19 protein-coding genes and 4 pseudogenes are annotated in these 23,402 nt (G+C 43.3%); 11 read left to right on the top strand and 12 right to left on the bottom strand.

Annotated elements, in window-relative coordinates; genetic code table 11:
* Positions 1 to 11: 11 nt before the first annotated feature.
* The 7 genes from AXI57_RS03285 to AXI57_RS03255 all read right to left on the bottom strand — a co-directional run bounded on the left by AXI57_RS03285 (position 12) and on the right by AXI57_RS03255 (position 7,700).
* The gene (locus AXI57_RS03285; RefSeq protein WP_061669225.1) at positions 12 to 1,115 is read right to left on the bottom strand and encodes an EpsG family protein; all 1,104 of its coding nucleotides are present in this window, start codon (positions 1,113 to 1,115) and stop codon (positions 12 to 14) included.
* A gap of 3 nt (positions 1,116 to 1,118) precedes the next feature.
* Positions 1,119 to 2,267 carry a glycosyltransferase family 1 protein gene (locus AXI57_RS03280; RefSeq protein WP_061669224.1) on the bottom strand — a complete coding sequence of 383 codons (1,149 nt, stop codon included), beginning with the start codon at positions 2,265 to 2,267 and terminating at the stop codon, positions 1,119 to 1,121.
* Complete coding sequence (locus AXI57_RS03275) at positions 2,260 to 3,102, bottom strand: glycosyltransferase EpsE (protein WP_061669223.1); 843 nt, start codon at positions 3,100 to 3,102, stop codon at positions 2,260 to 2,262. The genes AXI57_RS03280 and AXI57_RS03275 overlap by 8 nt, the downstream gene beginning before the upstream one ends.
* Positions 3,099 to 4,238 carry a glycosyltransferase family 4 protein gene (locus AXI57_RS03270; protein WP_061669222.1) on the bottom strand — a complete coding sequence of 380 codons (1,140 nt, stop codon included), beginning with the start codon at positions 4,236 to 4,238 and terminating at the stop codon, positions 3,099 to 3,101. The genes AXI57_RS03275 and AXI57_RS03270 overlap by 4 nt, the downstream gene beginning before the upstream one ends.
* An 11-nt stretch (positions 4,239 to 4,249) precedes the next feature.
* Positions 4,250 to 6,070 carry a polysaccharide biosynthesis protein gene (locus tag AXI57_RS03265; protein WP_174522099.1) on the bottom strand — a complete coding sequence of 607 codons (1,821 nt, stop codon included), beginning with the start codon at positions 6,068 to 6,070 and terminating at the stop codon, positions 4,250 to 4,252.
* A gap of 231 nt (positions 6,071 to 6,301) precedes the next feature.
* On the bottom strand, positions 6,302 to 6,982 hold the full coding sequence (locus AXI57_RS03260; protein WP_003326833.1) for a CpsD/CapB family tyrosine-protein kinase: 681 nt from the start codon (positions 6,980 to 6,982) through the stop codon (positions 6,302 to 6,304).
* Positions 6,972 to 7,700, bottom strand: a complete 729-nt coding sequence (locus AXI57_RS03255; RefSeq protein ID WP_061669221.1) for a YveK family protein — start codon at positions 7,698 to 7,700, stop codon at positions 6,972 to 6,974. Before AXI57_RS03255 ends, AXI57_RS03260 begins: the two co-directional genes overlap by 11 nt.
* Before the next feature lie 244 nt (positions 7,701 to 7,944).
* On the opposite strand from AXI57_RS03255, the gene slrR reads away from it, so the two are divergent.
* Together slrR and AXI57_RS03245 are read left to right on the top strand one after the other, a co-directional pair.
* Positions 7,945 to 8,400, top strand: coding sequence for an HTH-type transcriptional regulator SlrR (gene slrR / locus AXI57_RS03250; protein ID WP_003326831.1), 456 nt, complete (start codon positions 7,945 to 7,947; stop codon positions 8,398 to 8,400).
* Positions 8,401 to 8,567: 167 nt separating this feature from the next.
* A pseudogene (locus AXI57_RS03245) lies at positions 8,568 to 10,038 on the top strand (carboxylesterase/lipase family protein).
* Between the two features lie 236 nt (positions 10,039 to 10,274).
* Here AXI57_RS03245 and AXI57_RS22435 read toward each other — a convergent pair.
* Both AXI57_RS22435 and AXI57_RS03240 read right to left on the bottom strand, forming a co-directional pair.
* Positions 10,275 to 10,394: pseudogene (locus AXI57_RS22435) on the bottom strand (cytochrome P450); the annotation flags it as partial.
* A 134-nt stretch (positions 10,395 to 10,528) separates the two neighbouring features.
* Complete coding sequence (locus AXI57_RS03240; protein ID WP_061669220.1) at positions 10,529 to 11,086, bottom strand: C1q-like domain-containing protein; 558 nt, start codon at positions 11,084 to 11,086, stop codon at positions 10,529 to 10,531.
* A 263-nt stretch (positions 11,087 to 11,349) separates the two neighbouring features.
* On the opposite strand from AXI57_RS03240, the gene AXI57_RS03235 reads away from it, so the two are divergent.
* The 4 genes from AXI57_RS03235 to AXI57_RS03220 are packed head-to-tail and all read left to right on the top strand — an operon-like array spanning position 11,350 to position 14,594.
* Positions 11,350 to 11,919, top strand: a complete 570-nt coding sequence (locus AXI57_RS03235; protein WP_061669219.1) for a MarR family winged helix-turn-helix transcriptional regulator — start codon at positions 11,350 to 11,352, stop codon at positions 11,917 to 11,919.
* Positions 11,916 to 12,854 (top strand): ABC transporter ATP-binding protein, encoded by a 939-nt coding sequence (locus tag AXI57_RS03230; protein WP_061669218.1) that lies wholly within the window; start codon positions 11,916 to 11,918, stop codon positions 12,852 to 12,854. Before AXI57_RS03235 ends, AXI57_RS03230 begins: the two co-directional genes overlap by 4 nt.
* 10 nt (positions 12,855 to 12,864) lie before the next feature.
* Entirely contained in the window at positions 12,865 to 13,611 is a 747-nt protein-coding gene (locus AXI57_RS03225) for an ABC transporter permease (RefSeq protein ID WP_061669217.1), read from the top strand.
* Positions 13,605 to 14,594 (top strand): ABC transporter permease, encoded by a 990-nt coding sequence (locus AXI57_RS03220; protein ID WP_061669216.1) that lies wholly within the window; start codon positions 13,605 to 13,607, stop codon positions 14,592 to 14,594. The genes AXI57_RS03225 and AXI57_RS03220 overlap by 7 nt, the downstream gene beginning before the upstream one ends.
* 62 nt (positions 14,595 to 14,656) lie before the next feature.
* Here AXI57_RS03220 and AXI57_RS03215 read toward each other — a convergent pair whose 3' ends face one another.
* Positions 14,657 to 15,013 (bottom strand): GNAT family N-acetyltransferase, encoded by a 357-nt coding sequence (locus tag AXI57_RS03215; RefSeq protein ID WP_061669215.1) that lies wholly within the window; start codon positions 15,011 to 15,013, stop codon positions 14,657 to 14,659.
* A gap of 243 nt (positions 15,014 to 15,256) precedes the next feature.
* Positions 15,257 to 16,276, bottom strand: a complete 1,020-nt coding sequence (locus tag AXI57_RS03210) for an alpha/beta fold hydrolase (protein ID WP_061669214.1) — start codon at positions 16,274 to 16,276, stop codon at positions 15,257 to 15,259.
* A gap of 136 nt (positions 16,277 to 16,412) precedes the next feature.
* Here AXI57_RS03210 and AXI57_RS03205 point away from each other — a divergent pair, with 136 nt between their 5' ends.
* Positions 16,413 to 17,297: a LysR family transcriptional regulator gene (locus AXI57_RS03205; RefSeq protein ID WP_061669213.1), complete on the top strand. Its 885-nt coding sequence runs from the start codon at positions 16,413 to 16,415 to the stop codon at positions 17,295 to 17,297.
* A 256-nt stretch (positions 17,298 to 17,553) separates the two neighbouring features.
* On the opposite strand, the pseudogene AXI57_RS03200 reads toward AXI57_RS03205, so the two are convergent.
* Positions 17,554 to 17,709, bottom strand: a pseudogene (locus AXI57_RS03200) (recombinase family protein); the annotation flags it as partial.
* A gap of 2 nt (positions 17,710 to 17,711) precedes the next feature.
* Between AXI57_RS03200 and AXI57_RS21905 the strand changes: the two are divergent.
* From AXI57_RS21905 to aspP, 4 genes and pseudogenes are all read left to right on the top strand, one after another.
* Positions 17,712 to 17,902: pseudogene (locus tag AXI57_RS21905) on the top strand (Tn3 family transposase); the annotation flags it as partial.
* A gap of 503 nt (positions 17,903 to 18,405) precedes the next feature.
* The gene (locus tag AXI57_RS03195; RefSeq protein WP_061669211.1) at positions 18,406 to 19,830 is read left to right on the top strand and encodes a glycoside hydrolase family 68 protein; all 1,425 of its coding nucleotides are present in this window, start codon (positions 18,406 to 18,408) and stop codon (positions 19,828 to 19,830) included.
* 169 nt (positions 19,831 to 19,999) lie between these two features.
* Entirely contained in the window at positions 20,000 to 21,565 is a 1,566-nt protein-coding gene (locus AXI57_RS03190; protein ID WP_061669210.1) for a glycoside hydrolase family 32 protein, read from the top strand.
* 186 nt (positions 21,566 to 21,751) lie between these two features.
* The gene (gene aspP / locus AXI57_RS03185; protein WP_003326818.1) at positions 21,752 to 23,314 is read left to right on the top strand and encodes an aspartate/proton symporter AspP; all 1,563 of its coding nucleotides are present in this window, start codon (positions 21,752 to 21,754) and stop codon (positions 23,312 to 23,314) included.
* Positions 23,315 to 23,402 lie beyond the last annotated feature (88 nt).

Raw genomic sequence — 23,402 nt, 5'->3', positions numbered from 1 at the left:
CTCTGCATAAATTACCGGGAAAAAATCGTTCTGTACGGAAGCACAGAAGAATCAACCGGCATGAGCAAATAACTATATAAGAAATAACAAGCAACAATAGCGATATAGATCAGCGCATTCGATTTTTCATCAAAAATTCTGACAAAGTACGGAATCAGGATCATTTGGTACAGTCCGAAATAAATATTAAATCTGGCAAAGATCACATCCTTTGTCGCCAATAATCCGAACAAAAAACCGAGCAGGCACAAATTGACGACAATATCAATGTGAGGCCATAGTTTCCGCAGCCGCTCCCGATAGCAAAAGGCCAGAAAAAGAGGCAATATCAAAACGGCAATCTTTGTGATGTTCATGCCGTTTGTATTGGTCATCAGCCACTTTTCATAATGGCTGTATGAGCTGTTTTCAAGTACAACGACAAAGACGGAAAGAAATTTTTGATATAAAAATGTCATTCCGAGAAAAACAGCCGACAGGCAGAAAATCGCCGGCGACCATGCTTTTCTTCGTACGATAAAATAAACCGGAATCATAATCAGCGCGGAGGAATGAAAGGCCGAACTGATCAGCACAATGAAGAAATACCGCTTCCAGTTCCCGCTGATGATATACTTGATCGCCCAAAATAAAACACCCGCCACCATGTATTGTCTGATTCCGTTAAAGGAGGCGTAATAATGGAATGTACCTAGAAATAAGAATACGCTCAATTCAAACGGTCTTCCGTAATCGGCAAGCGCCTTCAAGATAAAGCTGTACGTCACGGCCGCCACTGTCACATACATGATTTGCGGATCAGGTGTGATAAAATTCAAAAGCCATATGAAGGCGGTAAAGCCGGGATCAACGGCGGCTTTTCCCGCGCCGAATCCAAATATCTCCCAAATGTTTTGGTAGTCTCCCGCCAGCTGATACATGAGCCCATAGGTCTGAAAATCAGTGCCGACTCTGTATCTCAGACCGGATACAAGGACAAGCGAGGCAAGCGGGATAAACATCACGAGCTTATTCGGCCGGTAGCCGGTCGCGAGCCGCTCGTCATATCCTCCGCACATTTTCGCAAACCAAGACCAAATATATACAATCCCCATATTCACGACATACACAACCATGGCTTACTGTCCTTTTTCGCAGGTAAGATTGTAAAGATTCATTAAATAGCCGACATTTTCTTGCGCGTCATAGCCGCGTTTGGCAAGAGCGGCTTTTACCAGCTCCCGATTCGGCCTGGCGGAGGCGGCAGCCCTTGACACAGCTTCCGCCCAGATCTCCGGCGGCTTTGAGAGACTGAGCCTCGTCATCAGCCCCAGACCCGCGTCCGCTTCTTCTGTGATGCCATCAGAAATCACACACGGAAGGCCGGACGCCTGCGCTTCGACCAGCACAACAGGCAGCCCTTCATATAAAGACGGCATCACAAAGACATCAAAGGCGCGCATAAGCTGGTGGATACGTTCGGCCGTGCCCAAAAAAAGCACGTGAGAACGAAGCCCCTTCCGATCGGCCTCCTCCTCCAATTGCTGTCGGAGCGGGCCATCACCCGCAAGCACCATTTGGAAATGACATCCCTGATCCCGCAGATAGGAAGCGAGAGTCAAGAGAAACGCATGGTTTTTCTCCTCTGTAAAACGGCCGATATGACCGATGATAAGCCGGTTTAATGCAATTCCGCGCGCTTGTTTTTCCTCGTCGGCATTCGTTTCGCCGCCGGAAAACAAATCGAGGTCAATCCCATTCGGAAGCAAATGCACCTTTTGTTGTTCCATTTTTGAACGGCCGAATAAAAAGCGGCCCGCTTCTTCCCCGCAGGCGCATAGCGATGTCGCGCTGGCTAATATCAGCCGTCTGAACACAAACAGCTGCATACGGCTGATCCAATTGGAACGCACCTTCCATGATGTGCTGTGGGAATGGCAGACCCTGACCGGAACACCCGCAAGCTTGGCGCTGAGCGCGATGAACCCTGACTGAAAATCCGTATGGGCATGAACGGCGTCAAACGGCCCATTGTCTTCCATCACCCGTCTGACATTCCGTACAAATGTAACCGGATTGGTCTGGCCGATGCTCGGCACATAAAAAAGCCGTCCGCCTAAAGATAAAATCTCTTCATCAAAAGCGCACGGATCATCTCTATGGGTTAAAAAGTCAAATTGCACCTTGGTTCTGTCAGTCTTTCTGTATAAATTCATCACCATGGTTTCCGCGCCGCCCCTGTTCATCCCGCTTAAGATGTGGAGGACGCGCTGTTTTCCATTATTCATGTTTCACAAGCCCTTCTTTTTGATTCATCACTCTTTTTTTGTGATATCGGTTCATCACAAACGGAGGCGTAAACGCGCGGATTAAAGGCTTTGCGATATATATGTAATCAGAAATGGGGAGCTTCAGGCGGCGGCATGCCTGATACACAACCACTGCGTTGTCAATGGAATAGGTGAACGACCTCCTTTTGAAAGCGTCGCTGTCTTCTCTTACCTTATACAAGGCTTCCTGAAGATTGTAACCCGTAAATCCAGCTTCAAAGAAACGCATCCATAAATCAATATCTTCCATCCGCCGTGTTCGCCGTTCGGAGCGGTAGCCCTCAAGCGTTCGGTAGGCGCTGGCCCGCATCATGATCGTACCGTGGCAAAAAGGCGTTCCTTTTGCCATGATTCTCTTGTCCGGTGTTGCCGGGAGCATTCTCACGCCTCTTACGCCAAACTCATCAAAGGCAAGCATGCCTGTGCCGACCACTTGATAATGGGAATGTTTTTCTAAAAACGCGGCCTGCTTTTCCAGCCTACGGGAGTAAGACAGATCATCACCGTCCTGACGTGCGATATAGTCTCCTGTAGCGTAGGAAAGGCAATGATTCAGAGAAGCTGCCAGCCTCTGATTGGTTTTATTCTGAATGAGCTTGATCCGATCTCTGTAATGGGCGGCATACCGCTTCGCAATCTGAAGCGTTCCGTCGGTTGAAGCATCGTCGCACATAATCAGCTCCCAATTTTTATAGGATTGGCTGAGGATAGATTCAATGCTTTCTGCCAACGTGCTTTCACAATTGTAAATACCCATAATGACGGAAATTTTCGGTTTTACACCTGATTTCATACGCTTTTCTCCTTTTTTCCCATATAAACGGAATAGATCTCCGCCATTTCCTCAACTGTGCGTTTTTCTGAGTAATGCTCGGCGGTTTTACGGCCTTCAAGCCCTAATGTTCTTCGGAGCGCCGGCTCTTGGTAAAGCCGGTCAATGCGGTCGGCAAAAGCGGCGCTATCCCCAATATTGACTAAGAAGCCATTTTCTCCGTCGCGAATGATTTCTCTATGTCCGCGATTGTTTGTGGCGATTGCCGGCTTCTCCGCAGACATGCTCTCCAGCACATTCATGCCAAGCCCTTCCCTGATGCTCGATGCCACAGACACATCACTAAGCTGAATCACCTCGTGGATATCGCGGCAAAACCCCAGAAATTGTACTTGCCTGGAAATGCCGAGCTGTTCAGCCCTGGATCGGTATGTTTCTTCCATTGCCCCTTCTCCCGCAAAAACGAGCCGCAGCTCCGGAATCCGATCTTTCAATAAAGCGGCTGCTTCAATTAACAGCTGCTGGTTTTTATTCGCATTCAGTTCAGCCGGATATATTAAAATAAAATCGCCGGCATTGAAACCGTGCTTTTCCCTCAGCCGCTGTTTTTCTTCCTGGCTGACAGGCTGAAATCTCTCTGTATCCACGCCGATCCCGTGTATCTTTTCCGTCATGCCGTACTTTTTACGGAGCCCTTTCGCCCGGGCATAATCCTCTTCATTAATCGTGATCAGGCAATCAGTATAGGAAGAAAGCATTTTCTCAATCGGATAATACAGAAGCCAGTTTTTCACCGGCGCTCCGCTGCAAAAGTGAAAGCCGTGAGCCGTGTACAGCACCTTCGTTCCTTTTCGCCGCGCTTGCCTCGCCGCAAGGCGGGCAAGCACGCCTCCGACCGGCGTGTGGCAGTGAATGATATCATATTCGTTTGTTTCAATTAATTGCTTCAGCTTCTGATAGACTGCGAGATTTTGGGAGTGAAAGGGAGACCGCTGAATCGGCATGGAAAATTTCTCATCCACATACGGAAGCCGGAGCTGGCCGCTTGCAGCAACATGCACCTTCCAGCCCATTTGTTTAAACCATTTAAAATAAGGAAGGTGAAAAGCTTTAAAATGATAGTCGACAGTAGCGCAAAATAATATCGTTTTTGTCATCTTCACCCCTCCTAATGAGCGCCCGCGGCCGCCATTTCTTTCGTTGATCCAATCGCCGCGAACAGCCTCTTTCTCAGTTCTGCTTCCGAGAGGTCCTTGAAATCTTCCATAAACTCCATTAACATTGGCCAATCACCGTCAACCGCTTTGCCGATATGAATTTTCGGGAAAACCTGCTCCGCATGAACTTCATTCTGATTCAGCAATTCCTCGTACATTTTTTCGCCCGGACGGATACCGGTGAACTCAATGGGAATTTGTTCGGTTGTATAGCCTGATAAATGAATCAGGTTTTTGGCAAGATCCACAATTTTGACAGGCTCACCCATATCAAGCACAAAAATCTGCCGTCCTTTTGCGAGCGCCCCTGCTTGTATCACCAGCTTCGAAGCCTCCGGGATGGTCATAAAATAGCGTGTCATCGCCGGGTGTGTCACTGTGACGGGCCCGCCCTTTTCAATTTGCTTTTTGAAAACGGGAATGACGCTCCCGCGGCTCCCAAGCACGTTGCCGAAGCGAACGGCGACAAATTTTGTCCGGCTGACTTTTCCGAGGTTCATTATAATCATTTCCGCGAAACGTTTTGTCGCCCCCATCACATTGGCGGGATTAACCGCCTTATCCGATGAAATCAGTACAAACGTCTCTGTTCCGCACATATCGGCGGCTTCTGCCACATTTCGTGTTCCGATAATATTATTTTTTACAGCCTCTTCAGGATTGTGCTCCATTAACGGCACATGCTTATGGGCCGCGGCATGGTACACTACATGCGGTTCATATTTTTTCATCACTGTAAACATTTTGTCCCGATCCTGCACATCAGCGATCTCCGTATGAAAAGTGACATGTTTACCGAAGCGTCCGATCAGCTCTGAATGAGTTGAATGAATACTGTTTTCCCCGTGCCCGAGAAGCACCACATTTTTTGGCTGAAAACCGCTGATCTGCCGGCAGATTTCCGAGCCAATGGAACCGCCCGCCCCTGTGACGACAATTGTTTTTCCTTTCACACTGTTAGAAATCTCGCTTGTATCAAGCGTTACCGGCTTTCTGCCGAGCAAATCCTCAGCCTTTACATCTCTGATTTGGCTGGCCGTCCGCGTGCCGAGCAGCATTTCATCGAAATCAGGCATGATCTTGATGCTCACCCCGGTACGCACACATTCTTTATATAAAATCTGAAGTTCATGTGTCCGAAGAGACGGAATCGCGATAATGATGTTATTAATTCTTAATTTTTGCACCGCCGGCATGATGCTTTCTTTTCCCCCGATGACGGGTACTCCCATAATCTCAAGCTTGTGCTTCGTCTGATCATCATCTATAAAGGCGACAGGCGTGATGTCAAAGTCATTTTGCTGGAGCAACTGTCTGACCATCAGCGTTCCTCCTGATCCCGCTCCGATGATTAACGCCCGGGACGAAGAGCTCCGTTTTCTTCCCATACGTTCTTTTAACACCCTTGATACCACACGTGTTCCGCCGATAAGAAGAAGCTGCAGCATCCAGCTCACGGCCAGCAGGCGGAACAAAACCGTATGAAACACTGCATACTGAACAATGCCGGCCATTACGGCAGACAGCGTAATTCCCTTAAGGAGGGCAATCAATTCACCGATGCCGGTATAGCTCCACATCTGCTTATATTGATGAAACAACATGGCACACACATGGTGGCTGACGAGCAAGCTGACCGCAGTAAGCAATAATGCTCCGGAGTCATAAAATTGATAAGAATCCTCAAAAAATTGGTATCCTATAATAACTGAAAGTAAGACGAGATAAGTATCCAGCGCGATAATCATAGACAGTCTTCTCCGGTAACTCAAACTTTTCCCTCCTATAATATTTATCGGTTTAGCTGTGACGGCTTTCGTTTGTCAAAAACATACATAACAGCTAAACCGACAACATTTTCTAATATCTGAAATAAAAGTGGGCATTTAACCCGCCCTCACACCCCGCCAGCGACGACCAGCATCTAAGGCAGCAAGTAACATGCCCACAGCAGAGCCGAGTGCCTCCGTTGATAAAGGTCAGGAGACATCACCTAAACAAAACTAATATGAATAAAGATCCGGTTTTTTCAGTTTCTTTTTATTTAATAGAGCGCCCAAGAGTTTCGCCTTTGATTGCTCCAGAGCATCTTTTGCTTTTTGAACCGTGTCGATTTTTGTTTTTCCGCTGAGGACGACCAGCACGCTGCCATCTGTTTGATTGGCTAAAATCTGACCGTCTGCCACAGCCAAAAGCGGCGGAGAATCAAAGATAACAAGACTGTATTGATCGTAGATGTCCAGTATCAGATCTCCCATCGCTTTTGAAGATAACAGCTCGGCCGGATTCGGCGGCGTCGGCCCGCTCGTCAGGATATACAGATTGTCGATCGGTGTTTGTTGGACTGTTTCGCTGAGAGAACAGGTTCCCACCAACACGTTAGTCAGACCCGTTACATTTTCAAGCTGAAAGGTTTCATGGATGGTCGGCTTTCTCAGATCCGCATCAACAAGGAGCACCTTTTTCTCTTGCTGGGCAAATACTGCGGCAAGATTCGCGGCGCTGAATGATTTTCCTTCGCCAGGCACAGAGGAGGTAACGAGAATCGACCGCAAATTGGTCTGGACAGAAGAAAACGCAATGTTTGTCCGAATCGTACGATACTGTTCAGCGACTAACGATTTGTTCTGTAAAACGGATATTTGAGCCAAGCCTCGTTTTGCTTTCTTTTTTCTAAAGCCCACTCGCCTCACTCCTAGAATTTTTTTTCGTTTGTCCCCGTCCCCGTCTGCCCGTTTTTATGTCGGGAACAGTCCCTAGGCAGGGCAAGCCCGTCTTCTCATTAAGCTGTCTCGCGCTTTTGCATGTGTCATCGAGAAAATGAAGAAAAAACGCCAGCGTGATACCGCCCAGAACGGCTGCTCCAAAAGCCATGACCATGTTTCGAACACGAGAAGGCTTCACCATCGGACTGTCGGAAGCCTTTGCCTCGGAAATGATATGTACGCCTTTGACATTCATTCTGTCGTTCACTTCGGCTTTGAACACCTTGATCAGGGTGTTCGCAATATCAGCCGCTTCTTTCGGGCTTTCATCCTGAACCGCAACCGTAATGATTTCTGATTCTTTTTCACTGCTTGTGATCACTTGTTGCTTCAGCGAGGCAGCCGTTTCAGAAAGATGCAGTTCTGCTTTGACCTTTTCCAGCACCGCCGGGCTTTTCATAATCGTTTGGAATGTGTTGCTGTATTGGAGATTTAGCTGGATGTCACTGAGATTCGAGTTTTCTTCACCGTCTGATTCATGAATCAGCACCTGAGCCGACGCCTGGTAAATTGGAGAAATGATCTTATACTGTACAAAACCGGCGAGCAGAGTGACTCCTATTGTGATCATCAAAATCAGTACGAATCTGCGTTTGACAATCGCGAATAATTCTTTAAAACTCATATTCTCATTCATGTTTTAATAGCCTTCAGCCCTATCACCGCAGGCTTTACGCCCCCTTCTGTTAATGATTGGATTATAAAAGAAAACACAACAATTGGAAAATTGCAAAATAGGCTATTTAGTTCTTTTTAGAGAACATTATCATTATTTTCCTCTTATTTACTGCACTTCCCTTACTATTTCAAATTTTATAAAGAACGATTTATTTCTTATAATGAACGAAATAACGACAGTGAAATGAGGAGAATACAGCATAATGATTGGAAGAATAATTCGTTTATATCGTAAAAGAAAAGGCTACTCTATCAACCAGCTGGCAGTCGAGGCCGGTGTCTCTAAATCCTATTTGAGTAAGATTGAGAGAGGCGTGCACACCAATCCGTCAATCCAATTTTTGAAAAAAGTATCAGAAACGCTGGAGGTTGAATTAACTGAATTATTTGACGCGGAAACGATTTTGCACCAAAAAACAGGCGGTGAAGAGGAATGGCGCCTCCTTCTCGTCCAAGCCGTCCAAGCCGGAATGGAAAAAGAAGAACTGTTCACCTTTACGAACAGGCTGAAATCAGAAAGAACTGAATCGGCCTCATATAGAAACAGAAAATTAACCGAATCGAACATAGAGGAATGGAAAGCTTTAATGCTGGAAGCAAAAGAAATGGGTCTTTCGGTTGATGAAGTGCAGACATTTTTAAAAACGATGGGAAGATAAACCAGAGGGCAAGAGTTTGACTGACGCTGAAGCGTTTGTCATTACTCCGCCCTTCTTTTATAGATCAGCATATTTTGCACAGCCCGCCTGGCGCATAGCAGGAGTCCTTTGTTAGCCTAAACCATGCTGGCTGTTTATAATGAAGGGTAAAAAGAGGAGTGATAGGAATGGCTGATCTTACTGTCCAAACCCGGTACGGAGCTGAAAGGCACCGCACAAAATAGTGTGCATACATGGAAAGGCGTCCCATTTGCACAGCCTCCCACAGGAGAATTCAGATTCAAAGAGCCTCAAGCTCCAAAGCCTTGGAGCGGGGTGCGGAATGCTGCAGAATTTGGCCCTGTGTGCCCCCAGCCGTCTGATTTGCTGTCCATGTCGTTTGCAGGAGCGGAAATGCCCGTTCAGTCGGAGGATTGCCTTTATTTAAATGTCTATGCACCTGACACGCCCGAAAAGGATCTGCCGGTAATGGTTTGGATTCATGGCGGAGCATTTTACCTCGGAGCGGGAAGCGAGCCTCTGTATGACGGGTCTGCGCTCGCGGCGGCGGGCGACGTCATTGTGGTCACACTGACCTATCGTTTAGGGCCTTTCGGTTTTTTACATTTATCTTCTATTGATAAATCATACACAAATAACCTCGGTCTTCTTGACCAAATCGCGGCTTTACAATGGGTAAAAGATAACATTTCTGCCTTTGGCGGGAATCCGGAAAACGTGACGATATTCGGAGAATCAGCAGGCGGAATGTGTATTGCCGCTCTTCTTACAATGCCAAAGGCTAAGGGCTTATTCCAAAAAGCGATTATGGAAAGCGGCGCTTCTCAAACCATGCCAAGCGAAAAAGCGGCTGATATTGCTGCGGCATTTCTGGAAACGCTCGACATTGAGCCTGATCAATCAGATATTCTCCATTCCAAAACGTCTGAGGATATTCTAAACGCGGCTGACAAGATCAGGAATACGAATAATGAAAATATCTTCTCACTCCTTTTCCAGCCGACAGCAGACCCGGACACACTTCCGGTTGAACCGGAAAAAGCGATTGCACAAGGAGCGGCAGAAAGGATTCCTCTTTTAATCGGAACCAACAAGGATGAAGGCTACTTATTTTTTACACCTGATTCAGAAGTGATGTCTCAAGCAGAAAACAATCAGGCGTTAGAACAATTTGGAGGACAGGAGTTTGCGAGAAGAGCCGCTGGCTTATATCCTCCATCTTTGGAAAGCCAAATTCATATGATGACCGATCTGCTCTTTTGGCGTCCGTCTATTACTTATGCATCAGCACAATCCAACATCGCACCTGTCTGGATGTACCGATTCGACTGGCATCTAGGGCGGCCGCCGCTTGACAAGGCGATTCATGCCTTAGAAATACCGTTTGTTTTCGGTAATTTTGAATCCCTTGAAGCGGCACTGCAAACGAAGATCAGCGAAGACATAAAACAGCTTTCCACACACATTCAAACCGCCTGGATCACATTTGCCCGTACAGGCTACCCAAACCACAGCACTGTCGAATGACCTAATTATAATGAAGAAACACGGAAAACCTTGATCTTTAACAGCTCGATTTCTATCGAACAAGACCCGGATGCAGATAAAAGAAAACAGCTTGAGCGAAAAAAAATATGAGCGTTTAGCAGGCCCTATTCCTGCTGTTTCATTTGAAAAATTAATCACCGAGACCATACATGCTATCATGCAACGCCAAGTTATTTCCTAAGCTTTACATCACATAGAATGAAGGAAAATACTATACAAATAGACAAGGCCGGCTAGCCTTGTCTTTTCTACTTCACTTGTGAGGTCCTTATTTCATATTTCATCTGATCACCATAGGACAACTCTTCAAGTACTGCACTTGTACATCAAAAATCAAATACCGGGTCTTTTTCAATATGAGAAAACTTATTGACGAAAGAGGTCAACGCAATTTCAGCCTCCAATTTTGCAAGAGGCGCGCCTAAACAAAAATGCGGTACTTTGCCGGAACATTTATCAAAGATTTTTCAATCGACCTGCGAAGCAAAACCATAACAAACAAGAAAAAAGTCGATCATTCCTTAGAAAAACAGGAAAAACCAACTTTCATGATTGGCTCCGCTAAATTGAATCAACATATTTATGCAGTCGGAGATGGAAGTCTGGCGGCTGCAAAATGTGTGCTTGTGCTTACTTGGACGGCGCCTGCGGCAGTGCTTCTCATCGCAACTGTCACCGTATCCCCGGCATTTAACTGCAGAATATCATTAATAGTTACGATTACCGGAAGAGCCCCTCCCCGAAATTCGTTATCTCCTCCTACAACATCTTGATTGACAAGAAAAACAACTTCGAAGGTAAAGTCAACGATGGCATTTGTTTGAAACTCAACGGATGCGGTAAGGGAATAGACTCCGTCTGTTCTTGGCGTAAATGTAGACGTATCGGGATTATATTCATTCGCTAAATCAAATTGTTCATTTTGAAATAAGACTCCGCTGGCTGCATTTGCAGGCAAAGACTGAGCAGTACTGTTGACAGCTCTGAACGCTGAAATAGGCTGGTTCTTGGCAGGTCCGAAGAGCTGGTTTTGTTGAGCGGCTGGGGTATTCCCATTTCTCCCTTGCATGACACTAGGTGATAAAAGAGGTTCCGGACGAACGCTCCTCTTAATCCATTTAGTCGGCCGTGGCGGCATTGCTTGTTCCTCCTTATAGTCACTTTCTCTTCTATTAGATTTATAGCGATACACTATCATATTGATAGATACAGAAATAGAAACGGTATCTGCCCGGAAAAGCTGAAATAAATTAAAATGGAACGCTTATGTGCAAAAAAAGCGAGGATCCCTCGGCTCTGTCCGAGTTTTGAAACAAAGAGGTGAAAAAATAGACAATAAGTTGACATTTTTCCAAAAGATGCTATCATAATAGACAACATATTGTCTTTAGGAGGCATACAATGGATTTTTCAAAAGAACTAAAAGATTTATTTTTTATGCAGCAAGCATACGCTACACTTTTTTCCGTCCTTAACAAAATTCAATTTCGAGGGGATGTGTATTTTGAGAGTTTGACTTCAAGGCAATTTATGACTATGGTAGCCATCCTCCACTTACCTGAGGAGGAAACAACAATCAATAATATTGCTAAAAAATTAGGCACTTCGAAACAGAATGCCAACAAACTGATTGGCAGTATTGAAAAAAGAGGATATTTGCGCACAGAACCGAGCAAACGAGACAAACGCGCGGTGAATGTGAAAATTACTGAATCAGGAAATCAGATTATGGCGGAATGCGGTGAAAAAGCAATATATTTTATGGCAGACCTTTTTAAAGAATTTACAACGGAAGAGCTAGAGACACTATGGAATTTATTAAAGAAATTGTATAGCTTTGACGGAGAAGAGCAGGATGGTTTTGAAGAAACAGCGCCTGATTTTGAAATTGAACAAGACCGGGGAGCATTACAAACCCGAGCGTTACAGGAATTTGCAAAACGCCGTTTGCAAAAAGGAGATAGCGAATGAACAACATTGTCGCAGTAGAAAATTTGAAGAAACATTACCCAAATAAAGTTGCGGTTGATGGTATTACTTTTGAAGTGAGAGAGGGGGAAATTCTCGGCTTGCTTGGTCCAAACGGGGCAGGTAAAAGCACAACTATTAATATTTTAGCCACAGTTTTATCAGCTACCTCCGGAAAAGTAACTATATTTGGCCGCGATTTAAAAAAAGATGTAAAGCTGATCAAGCAGGGTATCGGAGTTGTTCCTCAGGACATCGCCATTTATGAAGAAATTTCAGCTGAAAAAAATGTTCGTTTTTTTGCCGGCCTTTATAATATTAAAGGAAAAGAGTTGGAAACCCAAGTAAAGGAAGCATTAGAGATAGTACAGCTATATGATCGGAAAGATGATAAACCTAAAACCTTTTCAGGCGGGATGAAAAGGAGATTAAATATTGCATGTGCCATTGCCCATCAGCCGAAGCTGATTATCATGGATGAACCTACAGTGGGAATTGATCCTCAATCCAGAAACCACATTTTAGAATCTATTAAAGTGCTGAAAAATAAAGGTGCAACAATTATTTATTCAACACACTACATGGAAGAAGTTGAGGCCATTTCTGATCGGATTATTATTATGAACGATGGCAACATTATTGCCCATGGAACAAAAGAGGAATTAAATCAAAAAATACATAATGAAACCGCGTACTCCTTCCAGTTAACCCATTTTGACCAATTAAACAGAGCGTTGATCAGTGAAATGGATGGGATTATAAGAGTGAATGTAACAGAAAATATTTTGGAAGTAATAGCTCAAAAGTCAAAATTTCATCTTGATAAAATGATCGCCGTTTTGACTGCTGAAGGCTGTAAAATTCAAAGCATGACCAGCAAAGAGGCTTCTTTAGAAACAGTTTTTCTAGAATTAACAGGTAGAAACCTAAGAGATTAGGAGTGAACATATGAACTTTATACGAATCCTCAAATTTGATTTTATGAATATATTAAGAACACCCGCCCTATTATTAGTAAATACGGTTTTTCCTTTTATTTTGATTGCGACCATGGGCTTTGTGACAAAAAGCAATTTTGGTGCAAGCAGTGTTAGTTCATACGATTATTATGGAGTCAATATGACGATTTTTGCGGTGGCTCTCATCGCCATGACAGCTGCCAATACATTCATGGAGGAAAAGGTAAAGAAAGGAAATATAAGGATTTTATATGCCCCGGTTTCGAAAATGGACATTTATCTTTCTAAATTAATATCTACTTATCTTTTTGGCACTATTTCCTACAGCTTTATTTTATTTTTGGCCCAAACCCTTTTTCAGCTGAATTTTGGCGGTCGCAACCTTCCCTACGTTATGTTGTTAATCAATATCTTTTTGTTATTTGGCTGCTGTTTCGGTACGATGTTCTGCTGTATTTGCAAAAATGAAGAGCAGGCAAATAGCATCATGCAAATTCCGGTAGCCTTCTTTGTCTTTTTTGGCGGCGTATTTTTCGGGATTCATAGACTTGGGGTCACCGTAAATAAAATCTCCAATTTGTCACCAGTTAAATGGGTTTCGGAATGTGCCTTTCGCATCATTTATGATAATGATTTCAGCATCTTTCTCCCAGTGCTGTCCTCCCTGCTTTTAGCTTCAATTGTCTGTATTATTGTAAGTCAGATCGTGTTTAAACCGGAGGAATATGTATGCTGAATTTATTCAAAAACAGATGGGAACGTATGTTAACTAAAAAAGCAATTATTATTATTGCGGTGGTCATTGTCCCCCTTATGATTGGAGTGGCTATCTTTTTTTCCGGTGAACCAGTTATAAAAGAGACGATCGCATTGGTGACCGACAAAGGCAATACGCAGAACATACCAAACGATCCCACATTCAGAGTGGTTGTGGTACATAAAAAGCCAAAGTTTTCTGATCTTGTGACAGGAAAATATACAGCTGTTGTAGAGAAAAAAAATAATAGTTATTCGGTAACTACCTTGAAAAGCGAAGAGGATAAAAAAGTAATTGAACAGTTTTTTGAGACGGGACGACTTCCAGATAACTATCAGGGAGAGGATGAACTTAGAGCTGAACGGGGCGCAGGCACAAATATTTTAGGTTTCATTGTGATGTTAATTTTAATGCAGGGTGTTGCATTGACTGCCCTTTATCCGGAAGACCGGATGCTAAAAACCTTCAGAAGAATCTTAACATCACCAGTAAGCGAAAAAAAATATTTATTGGTACAATCTATCTTTACGTTTTTATGTTTATACATTCCGTCCTATTTAGCCATTGTGATTACTAAAGTATCTTTTGGCGTTGAGATCGGCTTTGGTTTTGGCATGCTGGCTTTATTGCTGGCTATTCTTACAGTGCTGGCAACCGCATTCTCTTTATTTATGGCCTCAGTGATGGAACAAAATACAAGTTTAGTAACGAGTGGAATCAGTGTGGTTACGAGTGTATTAGGAGGGTGTTTCATCTCCTTTACACCAAACAATAAAACGTTAGACGTCATCTGTTCCATTCTTCCGCAAAAGGCATTTATGACACTTGTTCATGGTTTGGAAATGGGACAAAATATGTGGGGTTTCAATAACCAGCTTATCTATCTGCTTATTTGGTCTGCAGCCCTTTGGCTGCTGGGAGGATTTATCACAAAAAGCAGAACAAACAAAGGAATTTATTAAACGGCAAAGACGGCTGGCGAGTATTCGATCCTTGAAGGGATGATAAATTCTGCTTAGGGATTCTATTGACTGTAGAATCCCATTCCTGCAATGAAACCGCCCCTCAGCGGCTGATTCCTTGGCTGAATATTAACAAAAATAAGTCTCAGACCCTCTCCCCCCTTTAGAGATAGACCAGCCACCCCCCGGTAAGCGCAGCGATGAGAATAAGGATTAAGAGAAGCCCACCCCGCCACCTCATGTTCAATTGCAGCTGTCAAAACCGCATATTTATCGGAACGCTGGAGAAACCAGTCAGACATATACTTCAAGTCTTTCTCTTCTGTTTCCAGGGTAGCAATGCGATCCCGTATACCTTGATTATAGATGTCTAAAATAGCGATAAGGTCTTCTTCCTTTGCTCTTCGTATATGCACCATTTGTCTCCCTCCCCATTAGACATATTCTAATTAAGTCAATATTTCAAGAAAATTCAATGTTACTTCCCTTAAAGATGGGGTAGCGTCAGGAAAATGCGGATTTACAACGTTAAGGGATTCTCAATATTAAAAAAGCCTAATTTCTCAATTAAATGCAGAGAAATTAGGCTTTTGATGAAATGTAGACCTATTTTTTTGTTGTATACTCTGACATTTTCTTCCGAAACAATTACTAATGATTATTTATCCGTTTGGATTAAGCCACAACAAGCGTTTCAGATTGTCATCTATAAATTTATTATCGACACTGTTGATTCCGCGACCAGCAAAATGGCCCCAGATAGATTCGATAGGATTAAAAACAGCATTAGGTATAAGCTTAGCCTCGTATTCGTTATCGTCTGCAGTGCAGAAGAGATCCGTACTCCCTGGCATGACGCAGGCTAGCGCTTTAATGTTTTTAAGCGCCTCATCGAAATCTCCATTATAGACAGGATTTGCACTAATATCTGCATTTTGGCCTGCCCATAACATGGCGAGGACATTGTGCGGATCCATCTTCATAAAGCTATCTTCCCAGACGCCAGCCACAAAATCTTCTAATGAGTCAAATCCCATATCACGATAAAGTTCCTCTCTGTAATACGCCTGTGATAGGCCCCATCCTGCATAGACACGGGCAACGGTGCGCATGTCTGCTGAAGTCAACTGGTTTAGTTTACTTGAATCGTAGCCAACTGCAGCCATGAGCGCAGCTTTCATTCCGTCCAGAACCACATACGTTTGCGGCCAAGTCTTTGCACCTCCGCAGAAAGGTGCAATTCGTTCTACCATGTCGGGATAACTTGCCCCCCATTGGTATGATTGAATGCCCCCCATTGACCATCCAACTACGAGTGCAATCTTTTGAATGCCGAATTTCTCGGTCACCAGCCGATTTTGGAATTTAACGTTGTCATAGATGGTTACCTGCGGAAAATTAGCCTTGTCGAATGGAGGAGGCGTGTTACTAGGAGACGAAGATAATCCGTTTCCCAGCAGATTTGGAACAATAATGAAATATTTCTGCGGATCTAGTGCCATGCCGCTTCCAATCAGCCATTCATTCTGACCATGCTGGTCTCCAAAAGCAGTTGGATAGACGATGACATTATCTTTCTTTTCATTCAATTCACCATAAGTTTTATAAGCAAGAAAAGCGTTAGGTAAAGTCACTCCTGATTGCAATGTTATGTCACCTAAATCAAAAATTTCATAATCCATTGTATGATTGCTCCCTTCAAAGTGAAATCCAAAATGTATTTCTTGTTGCTAGTATAAGCCTGTGGTAATTTCAAGAAAAGTGAATAAAATTCAAAGTAGTATTCAAAAATATTGAAAGCAAAAAGGAGGTAGTGTGATGGAATTGCGCCAACTGATTACATTCCGCACGGTTGCTACTACTTTAAACTTCAGTCGGGCTGCGGAAGTGCTAAACTACGTCCCCTCCAACGTCACGATGCAAATAAAAGCATTGGAGGATGAGCTTGGTGTTCGTCTCTTTGACCGCTTAGGCAGGCAACTCGTGCTAACAACTGCGGGGAAACGCTTTTTAACTCATATCCAAAGCGTTCTAGACAAATTGGACGAAGCTCGCAGTGTCGTTCATGACAATGAAAATCTAAGCGGCACCCTAACGATTAGTGCCAACGAGGTTCTTTGCGCCTATCGGCTTCCAGTTGTCTTTCAGCTATTTCGTTTGCGTCACCCCGGAGTTCGTCTCATCTTCCAATCTGTTCCAAATCAAAAACTCAAGCAAACGCTCTTTGATGGAACCGCGGATGTCGTCTTTATGCTGGACGAAACCATTTTCTCAACGAGACTTGCAGTAGAACCGTTACTGGAAGAAACTTTCCGCTTGTTCGTCGCTCCTGACCATCCTCTTGCGAAACTAACTGTACTGCAGCAGGAAGATTTTCACGGAGAAATGTTCCTGGTAAATGAAAAGGGATGTACCTATCGAACCATGTTTGACCGGTCATTTGAGAAGAAGGGCATTGATGATATTACTTATTTAGAGTTTCAAAATGCCGAAGCCATTAAACAATGTGCAATTACGGGAATTGGTATTGCCTTTCTTCCTGAAATAACAGTGGATGCCGAAGTTGAACGGGGTGAACTTGTTGCTCTTCCATGGCAAATTCCGGACTTGCACGTATATACACATATGGCATGGCATAAAGACAAGTGGCTTTCACCAATCATATTATCTTTCATAGAAGCAGCAAGGGAAGTTATACCATAGAGGATGAGAAAAAAACGATTTAGCCTAATCAGCGATATTTTCCTAACTTCTGTTGGTTATCTAATTGGTACTTTCTATCAGGAAATTTAATACTTACATACAGCAGTAAGACATCTTGGTGTGATAAATAAGATGCCTTACTTATGCTTTTCTATAAATAATGAGGTATTTTTGCAGTTTTATTTTAATAAAAGATGCTAACACCTATTCACTAAGGTTTCGCGAAGAGTCTCACTTAAACTATACTGCCAGTTACTATTCCTGCGTGATTTTTATGATATTTCTTTAACCGGCCTTTAAACTTGCCTTCTTTCTTAGCCAGCTCAATCCCTTCACATTGGCGCATACGAATAAGATCTCGCTCTAATTGGTTAACACCAGCCATTACCGTAATTAAGATTTGGCTGTATGGAACTGGCAAGTGCTATTTTCTTTGGAAAACAAGGAGAGCTTAGGGAACGAACCATACAACATCAGCTTAAAAGAGCCAGTGCTTTAAATATAATTATCAATACCCTCAGTATCTGGAATACTCTATATTTGTCTATAGCGATAGAACATAAAAAGGATTAGCTGATCTAAATGAGGATTTGTTGCATCATATGTTATTCGGAAACAAGTATCTCTTTAGATACTTTAAGACCATTAAGAGTTGCTTAACGTTGTTAAAATCAGGGTAATCGTCATGAAAATATGCTTAGCGTTGTAAATCCGCATTTTCCTGACGGTACCCCAAGATGGCAAGAGAGAGTTTAACAAAGAATTCACGGAAATATGATGACTCATAATATGCGGCGGTTACCAGTCTTTTAGCCTATATAAAATGAAAAAAACTATTAAAAGACGATTCTAAAAGAGGAAAAAAGTCCGGTTGAAATCAAATAACCAATCAATTAGAGTAATGGTGAAAAGAAAATAACGCAGGTTTGTTACTGATAAAGCAGGCAAGACCTAAAATGTGTTAAGGGCAAAGTGTATTCTTTGGCGTCATCCCTTTACATATTTTAGGTCTTTTTTTATTGTGCGTAACTGACTTGCCATTTATCAAACAGGAGGGCTGGAAGAAGCAGACCGCTAACACAGTACATAAAAAAAGGAGACACGAATGATGAACATCAAAAAGTTTGCAAAACAAGCAACAGTATTAACCTTTACAACTGCACTGCTGGCAGGAGGCGCGACTCAAGCATTTGCGAAAGAAGCGGATAACAAACCGTATAAAGAAACATATGGCGTTTCCCATATTACCCGCCATGACATGCTGCAAATCCCTGAACAGCAAAAAAGTGAGAAATATCAAGTGCCTCAATTCGATCAATCAACAATTAAAAACATCTCTTCTGCAAAAGGGCTCGACGTATGGGACAGCTGGCCTTTGCAAAATGCTGACGGCACCGTTGCAAATTATCATGGCTACCACATTGTATTCGCTTTAGCTGGAGATCCTAAAAACGCGGACGACACTTCTATTTACGTGTTCTACCAAAAAGCAGGCGAGACTTCAATCGACAGCTGGAAAAATGCAGGAAGAGTGTTTAAGGATGGCGATAAATTTGCAGCAAACGATCCGATTCTAAAAGATCAAACGCAAGAATGGTCCGGTTCGGCGACATTAACATCTGATGGAAAGGTTCGTTTATTTTACACAGATTTCTCTGGTAAGAATTACGGCAAACAAACCTTAACAACAGCTCAGGTTAATGTGTCTCAGCCTGATCAGAACTCTCTCAAAATTGACGGTATTGAAGATTATAAATCTATTTTTGACGGCGACGGCACAACCTATCAAAATGTGCAGCAATTTATTGATGAGGGCAACTATAGCTCCGGCGATAACCATACGCTAAGAGATCCTCACTATGTAGAAGAAAACGGCCATAAATACCTTGTGTTCGAAGCCAATACGGGAACTGAAGTTGGCTACCAAGGCGAAGAATCTTTATTTAACAAAGCATACTATGGCAAAAGCACATCATTCTTCCGTAAAGAAAGTCAAAAACTTCTGCAAAGCGATAAAAAACGCACAGCTGAATTAGCTAACGGCGCACTCGGCATTGTTGAATTAAACGATGACTACACGCTGAAAAAAGTCATGAAACCGCTGATTACGTCTAATACTGTAACAGATGAAATTGAACGTGCGAATGTCTTTAAAATGAATGGCAAATGGTATCTGTTCACTGATTCAAGAGGATCAAAAATGACAATCGATGGCATTTCGTCTAACGATATTTATATGTTAGGTTATGTATCCGACTCCTTAACAGGCCCATACAAACCGTTGAACAAAACCGGACTTGTTTTACAAATGGACCAAGATCCTAGCGATATCACCTTTACGTACTCTCACTTTGCCGTACCGCAAGCTGAAGGAAATAATGTCGTAATCACAAGCTACATGACAAACAGAGGCTTCTATTCAGACAAACAGGCTACGTTTGCGCCAAGCTTTTTACTAAACATTAAAGGCAAGAAAACATCTGTTGTTAAAAACAGCATCCTTGATCAAGGACAACTAACAGTTAATAAATAAGAAGAAGTACTGAATAAGCTCCTGTATAATAACGAAAAGAAAATGCCGATGAACCGTTGGCATTTTTCTTTTCGTTATTCATTTATTTTCCAGGTGTACAGATTCTTCTCCAAATCAAATTCAATTGCATACATTCCAAGATGTAAAATAATGAAAGCGGGAAATCTATTTGATAAAAAGAGTCTTTAACAAAAAAGTATATAAGCGGTTAAGTGTTTTCATTGTGTGTTGTTTAGGCCTATTCATCGGCATTGGGTTAGCGGTCCACCATAAGGAGGAGAAGAAGAAAACAACCGATCCCCCCTCTTATCGGGCAGCGTACCATTTTACAACACCGGATAAATGGAAAAATGATCCGCAGAAGCCTATCTATTTTGACGGAAAGTATCATTACTATTATCTCTATAATGGTGATTATCCAAGCGGCAACGGGACAGAATGGCGCCATGCAATATCTGAAGATTTGGTGCATTGGACAGACGAAGGAGTCGCCATTCCTAAATACACAAATAAAAATGGTGATATCTGGTCAGGCTCAGTCGTTGTTGATACAGAAAATACGGCGGGCTTCGGAAAGAATGCCATTGTCGCGATTATGACACAGCCCTCTGCCAACGGCGGCAAGCAGGAACAATATCTGTGGTACAGCACTGACAAAGGACAAACGTTCACATCATACAGTGAAGATCCGGTTATGGCCAACCCGGGAACAAAGGATTTCAGAGACCCTAAGGTAATCTGGGATGATCAAGCTGGTAAATGGGTGATGGTGATGGCCGAAGGAACAAAGATTGGGTTTTATGAGTCCCATAATCTAAAGGACTGGCACTATACAGGAGGATTCCTCACTCAACATACCGGTCTAATTGAATGTCCCGACCTTTTCAAACTGCGTGCAGATGACGGGACGTATAAATGGGTGCTGGGCGCCAGCGCGAATGGCAAATCCGAGGGCAATCCGAACACCTACGCCTATTGGATCGGCGACTATAATGGCAAGGAATTTACGGCCGAGGACAAGGAGCCCCAATGGCTTGACTATGGATTTGATTGGTATGGCGGCGTGACGTTTGAAGACGGGACAAGCAGTGATAAATACCAAAAACGTTATGCGCTGGCTTGGATGAACAATTGGGATTATCCGGACAATACACCCACGCTGCGGGATGGCTTTAACGGAACAGATTCTATTGTTCGCCAAATCAAGCTGGCACATGAAGGAGATAATGGATACACTCTGAAATCAGAACCAATCGAAGCCTTGAACAGCTTAATCAGTTCAACGGATACTATTGAACATCTTGAGGTGACTGGTGAAAAAACACTGAATGTCACAGGTGACACGTATCAGCTTGACACCGATATCCTTTGGTCCGATATCAAAAATACAGGTATACGGCTTCGTGAATCAGCAGATAAAAAGCGCCATATTGATGTTGGCGTTTTTGCAGAAGGCTCCTACTCTTATGTCAGCAGAGCTTCTGTACGACAGCCCGACAAAAAGAAAACATATCTTGAAAGCAAAGCGCCGTTTGAGGCACATAACAAGAAAGTCCATCTCAAAGTATTGATTGATAAGACAAGTATTGAAGTATTTATTGACGATGGGAAAACCGTTTTTTCAAGTGAAGTATTTCCCCGTGCACACGATAAAGGAATCACCCTTTTTGCTGAAGGCGGCACTTCTGTCTTTAAAAATGTCGAGATCAAACATTTAGAGTCTATCTATAAATAACAGACTCAAGAAAACAGGTGCAGCATGGTCTAGCACCTGTTTTTATCTTACTGCTTGTTTGAGTGCTTTCGGCTAATCAAATATCAATCAACAGATCGTGTATGATCGGCTTAAGAATGGGTATTGTAAGTAAAGCGATCATTCATTTGAAGTGTTAAAAACGGCTTGATCTTAAGGAGGAAGCGGATGTCTAAACAAGGAAATTTCCAAAAATCCATGTCGCTATTTGATCTTATTCTGATTGGAATGGGGGCCATCTTTGGTTCAGCGTGGCTGTTCGCTGTCAGTAATGTCGCTTCCAAAGCAGGTCCGTCAGGCGCTTTTTCCTGGGTCCTCGGGGGTGCCATCATCCTGTTAATCGGTTTGGTTTATGCAGAGCTTGGTGCTGCCTTGCCCCGTACCGGAGGAATTATCAGATATCCTGTCTATTCACACGGCCACCTTGTAGGCTATTTAATTTCCTTCGTAACGATTGTAGCTTATACAAGCCTGATTTCAATTGAAGTAACGGCAGTCCGCCAGTATGTGGCTTATTGGTTTCCCGGCCTGACAGTGAAAGGGTCTGACTCTCCGACCATCGCCGGCTGGATCTTGCAATTCGCCTTACTTTGCTTGTTTTTTCTGTTGAATTATTGGAGCGTCAAAACCTTTGCAAAAGCGAACTTCATTATTTCTATTTTTAAATACATTGTTCCGGTCACCATCATCATTGTGTTAATCTTTCATTTTCAACCGGGCAATATGTCAGCCGGCGGGTTTGCTCCATTTGGTTTTACCGGCATTCAGGCAGCCATTTCCACCGGCGGCGTCATGTTTGCGTACCTCGGGCTGCACCCGATTGTGGCTGTTGCAGGTGAAGTGAAAAATCCAAAGCGCAACATCCCGATCGCTTTAATTATCTGTATCATCGTCTCAACAATCATTTACACCATCCTTCAGATTACTTTTATCGGAGCGATTCCGACTGAGACGTTAAAACACGGCTGGCCGGCGATCGGACGGGAGTTCTCATTGCCGTTTAAAGATATCGCGGTCATGCTCGGATTAGGTTGGCTTGCTACATTAGTCATCTTAGATGCCATTTTATCGCCGGGAGGCAACGGAAATATTTTTATGAATACAACCTCGCGTCTCGTTTACGCCTGGGCGCGGAACGGCACGTTATTTCATGTGTTTTCGAAGGTGAATAAGGAGACGGGAACACCCCGGGCCTCACTATGGCTGTCGTTCGGCTTGGCTATTTTCTGGACGCTTCCCTTCCCTTCCTGGAATGCACTCGTCAATGTTTGCTCTGTTGCGTTAATTCTTTCATATGCCATCGCACCAATTTCTTCTGCTGCATTGAGAGTAAACGCAAAAGACTTAAACAGGCCGTTTTATTTAAAAGGAATGAGTATCATCGGGCCGCTCTCATTTATTTTCACAGCCTATATCGTGTATTGGTCCGGATGGAATACCGTTTCTTGGCTTCTTGGCTCACAGCTTGTCATGTTTTTGATTTATCTCTGCTTCAACAAGTATGCGCCGAAGGAAGATGTCAGCTTAGCGCAGCAGCTTAAATCGGCCTGGTGGCTTGTCGGCTTTTACATCATGATGCTGATCTTTTCTTATATCGGCTCCTTTGGACACGGTTTAGGCATCATCAGCAATCCTGTTGATCTCATCTTAGTCGGCATCGGCTCGCTCGGAATTTATTACTGGGCGAAGTATACGGGCCTTCCGAAAGCGGCCATTGATTATGATAAATAATTGGTACAGAAGAAGTAAGAGTGAAATCTTACTTCTTTTGTTTACAAAAAAACAGCTTTAAGATAAAATGAATGATAGTCATTCATTT

The sequence above is a fragment of the Bacillus atrophaeus genome (assembly GCF_001584335.1).
Classification (GTDB): domain Bacteria; phylum Bacillota; class Bacilli; order Bacillales; family Bacillaceae; genus Bacillus; species Bacillus atrophaeus.
Note: the sequence above shows the minus strand (reverse complement) of the source record. Positions and strands in the feature narration are given on the sequence as shown.

Bases quoted from the DNA above. Each gene is read 5' to 3' on its own strand.
- AXI57_RS03230 (WP_061669218.1), top strand. From the start codon at position 11,916: ATGAACAACATTGTCGCAGTAGAAAATTTGAAGAAACATTACCCAAAT.
- AXI57_RS03220 (WP_061669216.1), top strand. From the start codon at position 13,605: ATGCTGAATTTATTCAAAAACAGATGGGAACGTATGTTAACTAAAAAA.
- AXI57_RS03225 (WP_061669217.1), top strand. From the start codon at position 12,865: ATGAACTTTATACGAATCCTCAAATTTGATTTTATGAATATATTAAGA.
- AXI57_RS03275 (WP_061669223.1), bottom strand. From the start codon at position 3,102: ATGAAATCAGGTGTAAAACCGAAAATTTCCGTCATTATGGGTATTTAC.
- aspP (WP_003326818.1), top strand. From the start codon at position 21,752: ATGTCTAAACAAGGAAATTTCCAAAAATCCATGTCGCTATTTGATCTT.
- slrR (WP_003326831.1), top strand. From the start codon at position 7,945: ATGATTGGAAGAATAATTCGTTTATATCGTAAAAGAAAAGGCTACTCT.
- AXI57_RS03280 (WP_061669224.1), bottom strand. From the start codon at position 2,267: ATGAATAATGGAAAACAGCGCGTCCTCCACATCTTAAGCGGGATGAAC.
- AXI57_RS03255 (WP_061669221.1), bottom strand. From the start codon at position 7,700: ATGAATGAGAATATGAGTTTTAAAGAATTATTCGCGATTGTCAAACGC.
- AXI57_RS03215 (WP_061669215.1), bottom strand. From the start codon at position 15,013: ATGGTGCATATACGAAGAGCAAAGGAAGAAGACCTTATCGCTATTTTA.
- AXI57_RS03195 (WP_061669211.1), top strand. From the start codon at position 18,406: ATGAACATCAAAAAGTTTGCAAAACAAGCAACAGTATTAACCTTTACA.
- AXI57_RS03285 (WP_061669225.1), bottom strand. From the start codon at position 1,115: ATGGTTGTGTATGTCGTGAATATGGGGATTGTATATATTTGGTCTTGG.
- AXI57_RS03240 (WP_061669220.1), bottom strand. From the start codon at position 11,086: ATGCCGCCACGGCCGACTAAATGGATTAAGAGGAGCGTTCGTCCGGAA.
- AXI57_RS03235 (WP_061669219.1), top strand. From the start codon at position 11,350: ATGGATTTTTCAAAAGAACTAAAAGATTTATTTTTTATGCAGCAAGCA.
- AXI57_RS03210 (WP_061669214.1), bottom strand. From the start codon at position 16,276: ATGGATTATGAAATTTTTGATTTAGGTGACATAACATTGCAATCAGGA.
- AXI57_RS03205 (WP_061669213.1), top strand. From the start codon at position 16,413: ATGGAATTGCGCCAACTGATTACATTCCGCACGGTTGCTACTACTTTA.
- AXI57_RS03270 (WP_061669222.1), bottom strand. From the start codon at position 4,238: ATGACAAAAACGATATTATTTTGCGCTACTGTCGACTATCATTTTAAA.